The sequence below is a fragment of the Marinobacter sp. P4B1 genome (genome assembly GCF_001447135.1).
Lineage (GTDB): Bacteria > Pseudomonadota > Gammaproteobacteria > Pseudomonadales > Oleiphilaceae > Marinobacter > Marinobacter vinifirmus.
Window position 1 is genome coordinate 93822 of the sequence record NZ_LLXM01000002.1, and the last position, 14161, is coordinate 107982.

11 protein-coding genes are annotated in these 14161 nt (G+C 59.1%); 6 read left to right on the forward strand and 5 right to left on the reverse strand.

From position 1 onward, the window contains the following. Nucleotides 1-18 precede the first annotated feature (18 nt). Complete coding sequence (locus tag AQ621_RS01295; RefSeq protein ID WP_058339939.1) at nt 19-1794, forward strand: acyl-CoA dehydrogenase C-terminal domain-containing protein; 1776 nt, start codon at nt 19-21, stop codon at nt 1792-1794. Between the two features lie 208 nt (nt 1795-2002). Here the strand turns inward: AQ621_RS01295 and AQ621_RS01300 are convergent, their stop codons facing one another. Then, the gene (locus AQ621_RS01300) at nt 2003-2584 is read right to left on the reverse strand and encodes a helix-turn-helix transcriptional regulator (RefSeq protein WP_145840230.1); all 582 of its coding nucleotides are present in this window, start codon (nt 2582-2584) and stop codon (nt 2003-2005) included. Nucleotides 2585-2868: 284 nt separating this feature from the next. On the opposite strand from AQ621_RS01300, the gene AQ621_RS01305 reads away from it, so the two are divergent. The 3 genes from AQ621_RS01305 to AQ621_RS01315 all read left to right on the forward strand — a co-directional run bounded on the left by AQ621_RS01305 (nt 2869) and on the right by AQ621_RS01315 (nt 7725). Beyond that, nucleotides 2869-4890, forward strand: a complete 2022-nt coding sequence (locus AQ621_RS01305; protein WP_145840231.1) for a hypothetical protein — start codon at nt 2869-2871, stop codon at nt 4888-4890. Between the two features lie 141 nt (nt 4891-5031). Further along, complete coding sequence (gene tcdA, locus AQ621_RS01310) at nt 5032-5838, forward strand: tRNA cyclic N6-threonylcarbamoyladenosine(37) synthase TcdA (protein WP_058339942.1); 807 nt, start codon at nt 5032-5034, stop codon at nt 5836-5838. 21 nt (nt 5839-5859) lie between these two features. Further along, the gene (locus tag AQ621_RS01315) at nt 5860-7725 is read left to right on the forward strand and encodes a cation:proton antiporter (protein ID WP_058339943.1); all 1866 of its coding nucleotides are present in this window, start codon (nt 5860-5862) and stop codon (nt 7723-7725) included. 27 nt (nt 7726-7752) lie between these two features. Here the strand turns inward: AQ621_RS01315 and AQ621_RS01320 are convergent, their stop codons facing one another. The 4 genes from AQ621_RS01320 to AQ621_RS01335 form a co-directional block, all read right to left on the reverse strand. Next, a complete protein-coding gene (locus AQ621_RS01320) occupies nt 7753-8733 on the reverse strand; it encodes an NADP-dependent oxidoreductase (RefSeq protein ID WP_022987571.1) in 981 nt (326 codons plus the stop codon). 85 nt (nt 8734-8818) lie between these two features. Continuing rightward, nucleotides 8819-9289 (reverse strand): acyl-CoA thioesterase, encoded by a 471-nt coding sequence (locus tag AQ621_RS01325; protein WP_036218660.1) that lies wholly within the window; start codon nt 9287-9289, stop codon nt 8819-8821. A 32-nt stretch (nt 9290-9321) separates the two neighbouring features. Next, entirely contained in the window at nt 9322-10407 is a 1086-nt protein-coding gene (locus tag AQ621_RS01330; protein ID WP_058340014.1) for an SMP-30/gluconolactonase/LRE family protein, read from the reverse strand. A gap of 91 nt (nt 10408-10498) precedes the next feature. Further along, nucleotides 10499-11290, reverse strand: coding sequence for an alpha/beta fold hydrolase (locus AQ621_RS01335; protein WP_058339944.1), 792 nt, complete (start codon nt 11288-11290; stop codon nt 10499-10501). Between the two features lie 371 nt (nt 11291-11661). On the opposite strand from AQ621_RS01335, the gene AQ621_RS01340 reads away from it, so the two are divergent. Both AQ621_RS01340 and cls read left to right on the forward strand, forming a co-directional pair. After that, complete coding sequence (locus tag AQ621_RS01340) at nt 11662-12702, forward strand: AraC family transcriptional regulator (protein ID WP_058339945.1); 1041 nt, start codon at nt 11662-11664, stop codon at nt 12700-12702. Beyond that, entirely contained in the window at nt 12699-14135 is a 1437-nt protein-coding gene (cls, locus tag AQ621_RS01345) for a cardiolipin synthase (RefSeq protein ID WP_058339946.1), read from the forward strand. Before AQ621_RS01340 ends, cls begins: the two co-directional genes overlap by 4 nt. The last annotated feature ends 26 nt before the right edge of the window (nt 14136-14161 follow it).

Sequence of the window (14161 nt, forward strand, 5' to 3'; positions counted from 1 at the left end):
GATAACAGGAGAGAGTCCATGCAATATCAGGCACCCGCCAATGATCTTCGCTTTTTGCTGTTTGATGTCCTTGGTGCAGACAAGCTGCACGAGCTGGAAAAATACGCCGATGCCACGCCCGACCTGATCTCGGCGGTGATCGACGAAGCCGGCAAACTGGCCGCGGAAGTGATCCAGCCCACCAACCAGGTTGGCGATCGCCAGGGCTGCAGCTACGACCCGGAGACCAAGCTGGTCAAAACCCCGGACGGCTTCAAGGCCGCTTACGACAAATTCGTGGAAGGTGGCTGGACCGCACTGGACGCACCCATCGAGTTCGGTGGCCAGGGTCTGCCCCACACCCTGAAGTTTGTGGTGGATGAAATGGTGTGCTCCACCAACCTGTCGCTGGGTATGTATCCGGGCCTGACCCACGGTGCCATCAGCGCTCTATATGCCCACGGCTCTGACGAGCTGAAGCAGACCTACCTGGAGAAACTGATCTCCGGCGAGTGGACCGGCACCATGTGCCTGACCGAGCCCCAGTGCGGCACCGACCTGGGCCTGATCCGCACCAGGGCAACCCCGAACGACGACGGCAGCTACGCCATCGAGGGCACCAAGATCTGGATTACCGGCGGCGAACACGACCTGGTCGACAACATTGTGCACCTGGTACTGGCCAAGCTGCCGGGCGCACCGGATACCACCAAGGGCATTTCCCTGTTTGTGGTGCCCAAGTTCCTGCCGGATTCCGGCGAGCGCAACCCGGCCTTCTGTGGTGGCCTTGAGCACAAGATGGGCATCAAGGGTTCCGCCACCTGCGTGATGAACTTCGAAGGCGCCAAGGGCTGGCTGGTGGGCGAGCCCAACAAGGGCATGAGCGCCATGTTCACCATGATGAATGAGGCCCGCCTGATGGTAGGCATGCAGGGGCTGGGGCTGGCTGAAATGGCCTACCAGGAAAGCCTGGCCTTCGCCAAAGAGCGCCTGCAAAGCCGCTCCCTGAGTGGCCCGAAGAATCCCGACGGCCCGGCAGACCCGATCATCGTACATCCGGATGTACGCCGCATGCTGATGCGCCAGAAGGTACTGAACGAAGGCATGCGTGCGCTGGCCCTGTTTACCGGCCACCAGTTGGACCTGTCAGTGGCGCACCCGGACGAACACGTGCGGGAAAACGCCGACGACCTGGTTCAGTTACTGACACCGGTGGTCAAAGCCTTCCTGACCGACGAAGGCTACAACAACGCCAACTGGGGCCAGCAGGTGCTGGGCGGCTCCGGCTTTACCCAGGACTGGCCGCTGGAACAACTGGTGCGTGATGGCCGGATCGCCCGCATTTATGAAGGCACCAACGGCATCCAGGCCATGGACCTGGTGGGCCGCAAGCTGGCCCTGAAAGGTGGCCAGCTGGTACGCGCCCTGTTTGCCGAGCTGACCGGCTACCTGAAGGACAACCCGGAAGCACCCTACCGGGAAGAACTGAAAGGCGCCATCAAGGGCCTGGAACAAGCCACCCTGTGGCTGGCCCAAAACGCCCCGAAAGACCCGGAGCAGGCCGGCGCCGCAGCCACCCCGTACCTGCGGTTGATGGCCCTGACCGTGATCGGATACCTGTGGTCGCGGATGGCGGGCGTTGCCGGCCAGCAACTCGAAGCCGGCGAAGGCAACAAGCCATTATTGGAAAGCAAGCAGGCCTCGGCCCGCTTCTACTTCGAAAAGCTGATGCCGGAAACCGACTGGCTGCTGAAAGACATCCAGAGCGGAAAGGACAGCCTGATGTCGCTTTCCGATGAGCACTGGGTGGCCTGAGCGGCCACAAATGCCGGCCAGACCAAAAATCTGGCCGGAAATGACCGGTAAATGTCCATTCATGACCTTTATCAAGACATGTTTCCGGTCAATAATGAATGCGTTGATTAGTGTCTCTGAACTAGTCCAACCCGCCTCCTTGTGAGGTTGGTACCTTCTTGAAGCCGCGCTTTGCGCGGCTTTTTTTGTGGGTCAGTCGCTGGACCTTTCAGCAAATCACACAGGTTCGCGCAAGCACTGAAATCAGCTCACCCTGACGCCTTGTCCCGGTTTTTCGAAGCAAGCCCCGGAGGTGATACTTGATGGTTTCCCGTGACCGGCCAAAGCTCTCTGCAATTTCAGTCAAACTACGGCCTTTAACCAATTCACCCGCGACCCTGACCTCTGCACTCGTCAGACCAAACATTTCTGTAAGCAAGTCTGAATCGATCGCAGGTAAATCACTCCAGTCATATAGAGTGATCAAGGCGCCAACACCCGGAACATTCTCAGTCACCATGGTCTCAGCCAGCAGAGGAGTAATCACCAAAGTACAGTGCTGGTCATCATAACGAAGCTGAAGCACCTGATCTTTCCGCTCCGCCTGGACAAGCGAGGACTCCACTGCTGCGGACAACATCGTACTCAGCTCTCGGGCCTTGCCAGTACCAAAAGCGCTCAGGGTTCCATCAGGGTTCTGTCTTATGCCAACGCCGCGATTGAGCATATCTGTCGCAGCTGCATTGCGGAACACAATACAACCGAACTCATTACAGACCAGGATACCCCGGCTCAGAGGCACTGATTTCACGAAACTTTTACTCGTTGCAGGGAAAGCATTCGGGTGTCCACCCCATACCTCAACTCAGACTCAACATGTCGCCTATCCTGACAATCTAGTTCACACCCGAAACAATATCCATTCACAACTGTTACATCATTGCTACAGAAAACCGTCATTCCCCTACCCATATGGGTGGGCTCCATCACAAAACCCTGTGCTATAGAACCTCTACCCTCTGGTTTTGAGGGTGAAGCCGGTGAAAGGAAAAATTCAAAACAAGAATCCGGCACTCACCAGATCAAGGAGTTGTTATGCAACGTATTAACAAAGTGATTTTAGCTACAGCCGTGGCGTCAGCATTAGCTCTGACGGGCTGTAATAATGACGGGGCTTATATCCCGGGAGAATCAACGCAAGGTGATGGAACAACAACATCAGGAGAGTCGATCTCCGGCACAGCTTCCGCACCGGGCGGCATGGTTGCCCAGTTTGAGACTCAGGGATTCCTTGAAATCGCATCGAACTTCTTTATTCCTGCGGCAGTTGCCGAGATCACCGGACTTGAGCCTATTCAGGGTGCCGACGTCGAACTCATACGTGTCGACAACGAGGGCAACCAGGTCGGCGATGTCCTGGCCCGAACTGCAACATCGATTACCGGCGACTACCGTTTGACACTTCCACAGGGCGTTAACCTGGCTGGCAACCTGATCCTGCGAATTACCGGCGCCAACCACTCCCTTAGAGCGCAGGTGGTAGAAAAGACCATCGATATTAACCCCGCTTCCGAATTCGTGCTGCGCAAATTCATCGAAACCGGTGCCGACCTCGAACAACTGGTCGTTGAAGATGTGGTCAAGCTTTCCGGTAAGGTGAAAGAGTTTGACCTTGCCGCAGGGGCCAACCTGGATGAAATGTTCAATACACTTGAGCAGGAAGTCGGTGCCTTCGTTGAGACCGAAGTAGCCACCATCTCCGCTGCAGGCGCCGATGTCAGTCTGATCGCCGGTGATTACGCTAACGCAGCACTGGCCTTCCAGCTCCATGATGACGATGGCCGCGATGGTTATGGCACCTTTGCCCACGACATGTGGCTTGGTCAGTTCAAGTTCGCTGACGGGGGTTCCGGCACCGTAAATATGACCTATCTGTCGGAGGACAGTGTTTACGGCAACTTGAATGGGCAGTCCATCGCAAACAGTTATGTTTATTACGAAGCCAGCCCGTCAGATGGCGAGGATCCGGAGACTTTCCCCGGATCCTTCAACACCAAGGGTGTTCTGTCGGTTCAGGGCGAGTTTGAAGAAGAGATTGGCGATGCCGATTACCCTTATGGATGGCGGTATCCGGCGACTACTTACGTATTCCAACAAGTCGCGGACAAAGGCCTGTTCTTCGGTTTGACCCACGAAGCCGCCGTTCGATATGGCCTGACCGATTCGTACGACGCGCTTGATCCAAACAACCGACAGGGCGATGAAGTATTTCGCTCGCTGGAAGTCTTCGCTCGCAAGCCTGCTAACCTGACAGATGCCGATCTCAGTGGAGACTACGGACGAGTATACTTTGGCTCCCAGTTTTACCCCGGGTCATTGGAGCTCAGAGCCGAGACCAACACGGTCACCTTTAGCTCCGGCTTCAGCGCGGACTTAAATGCGGGCCTTGCCCACACTATATTCGTTGACGGTAACGGCGCTGACTATGCTGACCAGGACGTCGCGGCAGAAACCGGAATTAGTCTGAACATTGCAGCCGATGGCACAATTGCAGGCGATTCCGGTGCAGTCGGCTTTGTGAGCGAGGATGCAAGCTACCTGGACTTTTCCGAGAGCTATGGCAGTTACGTTGACGGCACATCAACACCATCGGACTTCGCAGAATTCAATAAGACGATGATGGTCAAGCTGCCCAGCAGCGTACCTGATCTGTCCGCTAAAAAATATCGGCTGATGATGGTGAGCTCGGCACTTGAGGGCGGTTCGACAGGTTTTATCGCCATGTTCGCAAGTCAGTTCAACACATATATGACCATGAACAGCAATACTGCAGGTTCCGTCACAGGCAACTTCTCTGAAATCAGCAAGAACGAAGGTTTGGGCTCTGATATCACGGCGAGTGTTGATAAGGTCAGCGCAGTCGAGTTCAGTATGGAGGTCGCCTCGAATGGGGCAACGACCATAACCGTTGCCGATGCGGACGGTGATACCAAGTTCGAAGGCTTCTTCAACGAAGATGCCAGCCTTGGGGTGTTCACGGTTGGCTATCTCCAGACCGACGCTCAGAATTATGACGAACTGGGGCTCGCAGTACTGGTGGACGTCACCGGCAAGTAAACCAGGCCCTTACTACCGGCGAGCCCCAACCGGGGCTCGCCGAATTCTAATTTCTCACCTCATAGCCCCGGTCGCAGGCACTGCGTTACAATTCAGCAGCATCCAACCCTTCTTACCCAGGTGACCAGCTAAGAGCCGCGAATGAATTCACATGTCCCGCCGACCGACGACTACGCTTTCCGCTTCGGCGGCATAGAGCGCCTCTATGGCCGCAAAGCCCTGAACGCTTTCCGCAATGCCCACATCGCCATTGTCGGCCTCGGCGGCGTGGGTTCCTGGGCGGCGGAATCCCTGGCGCGCAGTGGCATTGGCACGATTACCCTGATCGATATGGACGACATCTGTGTCTCCAACACCAACCGCCAGTTGCACGCGCTTCAGGGCCAGTATGGCCGCACCAAGACCGATGCCATGGCTGAGCGGCTGCGGGCCATCAATCCTCAGGCGGATATCCGGGTGCATTTTGGTTTTCTGACCGCTAAAAACGTGGCCGAACTGATTACCGAAGACATGACCGCGGTGGTGGATGCTATCGACAGCGTGAAGGCCAAGGCGGCGCTGATTGCCCACTGCCAGAGGCGCAAGATTCCGATTGTCTGTGCCGGCGGTGCCGGTGGCCAGATGGACCCGACCCAGATCCAGGTGGCGGACCTGAGCAAGACCACCCAGGATCCATTGCTGGCCAAGGTTCGTAATATGCTGCGTCGGGAATACGGCTTTTCACGAAATCCCAAGCGGCGTTTTGGCATTGAGGCCGTATACTCTCTGGAGCAGCTAACTTATCCGGCGGCCGATGGTGAAGTGTGCCTGCAGAAGCCCGCCACAGACGGCCCGGTAAGGCTGGATTGTGCCTCGGGTTTTGGCGCCGCCAGCCCGGTAACCGCCAGCTTCGGATTCTTTGCCGCGTCCCGGCTGCTGAACAGAATTGCACGCAAAGCCAACCTTTAATTAACCAACCGGAACCCGCTTATGGCCATTAGTACCACCCTGATCCTCGCAGGTATCGGCCTTACCTCCCTGATTTGCCAATGGGCTGCCTGGCGGGTACGCATGCCGGCCATCCTGTTTCTGCTCGCTGGCGGCATCATCGCCGGCCCGGTGACAGGCTTTCTGCATCCGGAAGATATTTTTGGCGACATCCTGTTTCCGATGATTTCGCTGGCGGTGGCCATCATTCTGTTCGAAGGCAGCCTGACGCTCCGGTACGAGGAAATCAAAGGCCACGGCAAGATGGTGCGCAACCTGATCCCGGTCGGCACCATTGTTACCTGCATTATCGGCACCCTGGCCGCCCGCTGGATCCTGGAGGTGTCCTGGGAAGTGGCCCTGTTGTTTGGCGCCATTTCCGTGGTAACCGGGCCAACGGTGATTGCACCGCTGCTACGGGCGGTGCGGCCCACCTCCAAGCTGGCCAATATCCTGACCTGGGAAGGCATTATCATTGACCCGGTCGGCGCCCTGCTGGCGGTGCTGGTGTTCGAAGGAATTGTGTCCTGGGGCCAGGGCAATGTCTTCAGCCACTCCCTGTATATTTTCGGCAAAACCCTGCTGGTGGGTTTCCTGATCGGCGCGGCAGCCGGTTACCTGAATGGCCTGGTGCTTCGCAAGCACTGGATTCCCCAGTACCTGCACAATGCCGGCACGCTGACCTTCATGCTCGGTGTGTTTGCCATTTCCAACGAGATGGCCCATGAGTCCGGCCTGTTGACCGTGACGGTAATGGGCATCTGGATGGCCAACATGAAACAGGTGCCGATCGACAGCATCCTGGAGTTCAAGGAATCCCTCAGCGTACTGCTGATCTCGGCCCTGTTTATCATCCTTGCCGCCCGGGTAGAATTTACCGCCATTGCCGACCTGGGCTGGGGCCTGGTGGCAGTGCTGGCCTGCCTGATGCTGGTGGCCCGGCCTGCCAGTATCTTTCTGTCGGCCATCGGTACGTCCCTCACATGGCGAGACAAACTTTACCTGAGCTGGATTGCGCCCCGGGGTATCGTGGCAGCTGCTGTCTCCGCCCTGTTCGCTTTCCAGCTGGAACGGATCGGCTATGAGAGCGCCGGCGTGCTGGTGCCGTTGGTGTTCATGCTGATCATTACCACGGTGGTGATCCAGAGCCTGACGGCACGGCCGGTCGCCAAGCTGCTGGGCGTACAGGAACCGCCGGCCCATGGCTTCCTGATTCTGGGTGCCAACCCGGTAGCCCGCCTGATTGCCCAGGCCCTGAAAAAACACGAAATTCCGGCCATGCTGACCGATACCAACTGGGAAAACGTGCGCCAGGCCCGCATGGAGAACCTGCCGGTGTATTTCGGCAACCCGGCCTCGGAACATGCTGCAAAACATATGGACCTGACCGGCATCGGCAACCTGCTGATCCTGTCGCCGTACAAACAGATGAACAGCCTGGCCACTTATCACTTCCTGGACTGGTTCGGGGAGCACTCGGTATTCGGGTTGACAGAAGGCGACCAGGACCAGCGCGCCCGCCTGCAAACCGCCGGCAAGGTACAGCAGACCCGGGGTCTGTTTGACGGTGTGAGCTATGCCAAGCTGGCCAGCCTGGTGAGCCAGGGCTATACGGTGAAGACCACCCAGCTGAGCGAGGAGTTCAGTTACGAGCAGTTCCTGAACCAGTACCAGAACGAAGCCCTGGTGCTGTTTGTGATGGACGGGAGGGAACACATACATCCGGTGAAAGCGATGGATGACCTGGAACCGGAAGACGACTGGGTTCTGATCAGCCTGGTGCCACCACAGCCCCAGAAAGAACGGAAAGAGCGGGCATCCGATACCGGCGACCAGAAACCCGCCAGCAACGAAGAGCAGCAGGCCTGACGGCCTGCTGAATCCAGCGGGGACAGATCAGCGGCAGTCGAGCACCAGCTTGCCCCGCACGTGGCCTGCTTCCAGCAGGTCGTGGGCGTCGCGGGCCTGCTCGAGCGGGAATACCCGGTCAACGTGCACCCGCACATCGCCGTCTTCGATCAGCTCGGCAATTTCTTCCAAGTGGAAAACGTCCGGCCGGGTTTTCATACCATGGGCTCTTACGCCCATGGCTTCCGCGGCACTGACCACCTCATCGGCGGTCACCGTGGGAATGGTCACCAGCACACCGGATTCCGACAGGGTCTGCAATGACCGCTTGCCGGTTTCACCACCGATCAAATCCAGCACCACATCCAGTCCGTAGCACTCGTCCGCAATGTCGGTGGTGTGGTAATCAATCACTTCATGCACGCCCAGCTCGGCCAGGAAATCCCGGTTACTCGCAGACGCTGTGGCAATCACATGGGCACCGCGTTCCAGGGCGAACTGCACGGCAAAGTGGCCAACGCCTCCAGCCCCGGCGTGGATCAGAATCTTCTGCCCGGACTCCAGCCCGGCCACTTCAAACAACGCCTGCCAGGCCGTCAGCGCCGCCAGCGGCACGCCCCCTGCGGTAACCAGGTCCAGCTCTTCCGGCACGATGGCCAGTTCGTCAGCCCGGGCCACGGCATACTGGGCATAGGCCCCGCCAGATTCGGCAAAGCCGATCATGCCCATCACCCGGTCCCCTGGAGCCAGGGTGGTCACGTCATCAGCCACGGCCACTACCTCACCGGCGGCATCGTAGCCCGGGGTCCACGGCATGCGGCCTTCGATCTGAGTGGCGACAAAGCCCAGGCCTTTGCGGGTTTTCCAGTCGATGGGGTTCAGGCCGGCGCCGTGGACTCGAATCAACACTTCGCCTCCGGCGGGCACAGGTACCGGAGACTCCGTTACCTGCAGAACATCACTGCCCCCAAACCGGTCATAGACCACGTGGCGCATCGGCACAGCGTCAGTTGCTTCAGAGGATTCCATGGGTGTCTCCAGACAACAATGAGTCAAGCGCCTGAACAGGCGCGCAGTTTCAGCTTCAGACTAGCAGAATTTCACCCGGCGGGCTTTATAGGGGCAAACCACGACCACCCGGCACCAGGGCACCGGAGAGGATTTCGGCAAAGGCTTTCGGTGCCCGGGACGGCCGCTGGCTCTTCATATCCACGCAGGCATGGGTTGAAAGCCCCCGCAGCAGGGTTTTGCCATCGGCCACGCGAATCAGCTGGAACTGACGGGCCGAGCGGAACCGGCCGTCCCAGTCCGTCAGCCAGGTACCCAGCACCAGCTCGTCGCCGGCATTGGCAGACAACAGGTAATCCACCTCGGTGTGGGTGATGGCCATGGCCTTGCCGGTTTCTTCGTGCAGGGCCCAGGTCATCCCCAGGCTTTCGATGTGGGCCCAGCTGACGTCTTCCATCCAGCGCACGTATACCACGTTATTGGCGTGGCCGAGGCGGTCGGTGTCTTCTTCCCGCACGGTGATGGGCAGGATGAACGGATCCGGCAGATCCCAGTTGTGTGCTTCTGATTCGCTCATGGCTGTTTCATCGCTCAAGGCTGTTTCATCGCTCAAGGCTGCTCCCCCAGACCGGAAATAGCCTGCAAAGGTAGCCGGCCGATGCGGTCATTGTGAAGTGAACCAAAGTATAGAAAGCCGTTGTGCGGGTTCACCGAGGTGATTTCCTGCAAATGGCTGCCGGTCGTGTCGTGCAGGCTGGTGAGCATACGGCCGCGGTCATCAAAGGCCACTACCAGGCCGTATTCCTCCGGCTCGGGCTGGAAGCCGGCAGGCAGGCGAGCAACCAGGTTCTTCATCCAGGGCCGGCGGTGCATGGCGTCCACCTGGGGGTTACGCAGGGTCGGGAAGGCAACCCAGTAACGGCCCCGTTCATCCACGGCCAGGTTGTCCGGGAAACCGGGCAGGTTGTCTGCAAACACTTCGGTACGGCCGGCTTTCGGGCCGTTGATCCAGTATTTCAGGATGCGGTATTTCCAGGTTTCGTTTACCAGCAGGTAGTCACCATCCGGAGATACCGCCACGCCATTGGCAAAATACAGGTTACGCAGCAGTACTTCGGTTCTGCGGGTTTTCGGGTTGTAGCGCAGCAAGCGACCGTGGGGCCGCATTTCCAGCAGGTCCAGGATGTAATCCGGCTGGCGGAAGCGGGAGCTGGCATCGGTAAAGTAGATACGACCATCCGTGGCGACAACCACATCGTCGGTGAACCGGAACGGTGTGCCTTCCGCCTCCCGGGTGAGCACGGTAATCTCACCGTCCGGCGCTATCGACAGCAAGCCCTTCCAGGCATCCGCCACAATCAGGTTACCCTGGCGGTCAAACACCATGCCCAGTGGCCGGCCTTCGGTCTGCAGCCAGGTTTCCACCCGGCCGTCAGGAAATACCCGAACGATTTTGCCGTCCTGGGTGCCGGTATAGAGCACGCCGTTGGCATCCACCGTGGTGTCTTCCGGGCCGTACACCTGGCCCCGGGCCAGCAGATCGGCCTGTCGCAGCTGGTTATTAGGCGCCAGGATTCCGGTCAGGGCCGGAGGCTCGGGCGGCTCCCAGGCCTTGCTGTCGACAGGGGATGGTGTCAGCAGAAAGCTGCCCACCAACACAAAGAGCACCAATAGTCCGGTCAGTAACCATTTCATCATGCACGCCCGATCCGTTTTATGATTCTTCGTTTGGGACCACTCACCTTAGCAGACATCCACCGGTTGCCGGCAATGGCCGCGTCACACCTTACTGCTCCAGAAACCGCCGGCACAGGGTGGCGAAGGTATCGGCTTTTTCGGCGTGCAGCCAATGGCCGGTGCCTTCGATAATTTTCAGTTCGGCGTTCGGAAACAAGCGGCGGATGGTGTCCTGGTGTTTTTCCTGGATGTAGGCGGAGTCTGCGCCCTTGATAAAGAGCACCGGCCCTTCAAACGGGCCATCACCTTCCGGTGCGTCCGCCAGGTTCTGGTAGCAGGCATCGATCACCGGCAGGTTCAGGCGCCAGCGGAAGATGATATCGCTGTCGGTCTGTTCTTCGGCCGGAATACGCTCCAGGTTCTTGAGCAGGAACTGGCGCACACCGGGGATTTCCACGAATTCTGCCAGCCGCTCGTCTGCCTGTTTGCGGGATTTGACCCCGTTCAGGTCGAGGCTTTTCATACCTTCGAGGATGTCGTCATGGCGGGGGTGGTAGGTCACCGGGGCAATGTCCGCCACGATGATGGCTTTCACCCGCTGCGGATAACTCAGGGCCACCTGCATGGCCACCTTTCCACCCATGGAGTGGCCCAGAATAGTGGCCTGACCCAGCCCCTGGGCATCCATGTAGGCGATGATATCGGCGGCCATGGCCGGATAGTTCATTTCATCACTGTGGGGAGAACTGCCGTGGTTGCGCTCGTCCAGCGCGTGAATCTGCCAGTTATCTTCCAGCCGGCGGGCAATGCCGCCCAGGTTCTCGAGGGATCCGAACAATCCGTGCAACAGGATCAGCGGCTCTCCCTGGCCGGAAATACGGTGATTCAGTTCAACGCCCATACGCAGGCAACCTCCGGTTATCTGAATGAACCGGATACACTACCACCGCCAGTGCACGGGGCAAGGGGAATTTCAGGCAGAAAAAAACCGGGCAAAGGCCCGGCTAAATGGTCACAGACATTACGACTGAGAAATCAGCAATAGAAGATGCTGTCCAGATACTCAGCCAGCGCCACAATGTTTTCGCGCTCGCTCTGGGTACGGGGAACAAAGATTTCCTGTGTCATACAACACCTCCAATTGGCGTTAAGGCTACTTCAACCTGATGCCACACATGCTATCGTTTAAGGTGTTGATACCCGTTGACCAGCTGTGCCAATCGTTTGACATTTTGTATCAGCCTGAACCGAACCGCGGAGCCAGCGAATACCATGCATCCCCAAGCGGATCCAGCAACAACGCCCCATGTGGCGGCCTCCAGCACCCTTGCGCTGGTGCATTACCTCGAAAAACGGGGGCTGCTGGACCGTGCCCGGGTGGAAGACATCGCAGGCGTGCGCCTGGAAGAACTGGATGACCCGGACCTGCGCATTCCCGCCGGCATTCACTACCAGCTATGGGAACTGGCCGAGCAACTGACCGCAGACCCCGGCGTGGGCCTGCACGCCGGCCAGGTGATCGACCCGGAACGCATGGGGCTGGTAGGCCATGTCTTCTTCAATTGCGACACCCTGGGAGAAGCTGTTGTCCAATACGTACGGCTGCACCGGCTGATCAATGAATCGGTGACGCTCAGCTTCGAGCAGACGCCGGAGCAGGCCATTCTGACCTGGCAACCGGATAACCCGGCCCACTACTGCCGGCAGGACATGGACCGCACCCTGGCCGCCGCCCTGTGCCGCACCCGGCACTTTATTCATCGGGGCATCGAGGCAGACTGGGTGGAAATTGCCCACCCGGAACCGGATTACGCCGCGGAATACCAGAAGCTGTTCGGCGGCCAGGTCCTGTTCGGCTGTGGCATTACCCGCATGGCCTTTGCCAGCAAGCACCTGGGGCACCGCATTCCGCACCGCAACCCCTATGTGTATTCGGCGGTACTGAAACAGGTAAACGCCGTACTGGCCCGGCTGCAAACCCGCCGGTCATTCAGCCGCAAAGTACGCCGGCTGATCTCCCGGCAAATGGCGACCGACCGTATTGACGCCGACACCCTGGCCAGGCAATGCCACATGAGCCGGCAAACCCTGTACCGCAGGCTGAAAAAAGAAGGCCTGAGCTTCCACGACCTGGTGGAACAGGTCCGCAAAGACAAGGCGCTGCGCTATGTTGCCGACGATCAATATGCCCTGGGCGAAATTGCTTTCCTGCTCGGGTTCTCCGAACTCAGCGCCTTCAGCCGCGCCTTCAAGCGCTGGACCGGCATGGCGCCTGCGCAATACCGGGCCAGGCACCAGGAGGCAAGCGCATGACCGGTGATACCCTGTCCTGGCTCGCTATCCCACTGGCGTTGCTGTACCTGGCCGCCATCGCCTGCATCTATCGCATTCTGCTGACCTACCGTACCTCCCAGGGCGCCATTGCCTGGATTATTGCCCTGCTGGGCCTGCCCTACCTGGCCGTGCCGGCGTTCCTGCTGTTCGGGCGTATCCGCTTTGGCGGCTACGTAAAGGCCCGGCGCATGGGCAACAAGGATTTGTCTGACCTGCTGGATACCTTTGAGAACCAGAGTACGTCGATTGCCAAGCCCGGCGACCGGCACTTCAGCGATGAACTGCAGGTGCTGTGCAAACTCAGCCGGCAGCCGTTTACCAGCGGTAACCGTTGCACACTGCTGCGGGATGGCGAGGCCACCTTCGAGGCCCTGTTCGAAGCCATGGAACAGGCCTCCCGCTACATTCTGCTGGAGTTTTACATGGTGCGCTCCGATAAGGTGGGCCATCGGATCAAGGAAATCCTGGAGCGCAAGCTGGCGGAAGGTGTGTCGGTGTGGTTTCTGTACGATGACATCGGCAGCGTCTCCCTGTCCCGCCGCTGGCTCAACGAACTGAGCGCCGCCGGGGCACGGGTTGCCTCCTTTGGCGACGGCAACATCCGCCGCCGGCGCTTCCAGATCAACTTCCGCAACCATCGCAAGCTGCTGGTGTGTGACGGCCACACCGGCTTTGTCGGTGGCATCAACCTGGGCGACGAATACCTGGGAACTGCCATGGACCAGGAGCCCTGGCGGGATACCCACTGCCGTATCGACGGGCCGGCGGTCATCGGCCTGCAACTGGCCTGGCTGGAAGACTGGAACTGGGCCAGCAACGACCGCCCCGAGCTGGAATGGGCGCCGGCAGAGCCACCTCCGGGGCAGCAGGAAGTGCTGGTACTGCCCTCCGGCCCGGCCGACACCTGGGAAACCTGCACCCTGTTTTTCCTGAACTGCATCAACAACGCCCGAACCCGCCTGTGGATCGCCTCGCCCTACTTCGTGCCGGATTTCCAGATCATGAACGCGCTGCAGCTGGCGGCACTGCGTGGCGTGGATGTACGCATCCTGATTCCGGAGAAATCCGACAGCCCGCTGATCCGGGTAGCGGCCTATTCCTACCTGGTGCAGGCCAGCCAGGCCGGCATCGGCATCTATCGTTACCAGCCGGGCTTCATGCACCAGAAGGTGGTACTGGTGGACGACCGCTATGCGGCCCTGGGCACTGCCAACATGGATAACCGCTCCATGCGCCTGAACTTCGAGATCATGGCCATTAACACCCACCCGGAGTTCATCGGGCAGGTAGAGCAGATGCTGGAAGACGACCTGAAACAGTGCCGGCTGATGACCGAAAGCGACTACCAGGACCGCTCACTTCCGTTCCGCCTGGGCTGTCGTGCCGTACGGTTGCTGGCACCGCTTCTTTGAACTGGTTCTCAGTGCAGGCTTGTGCC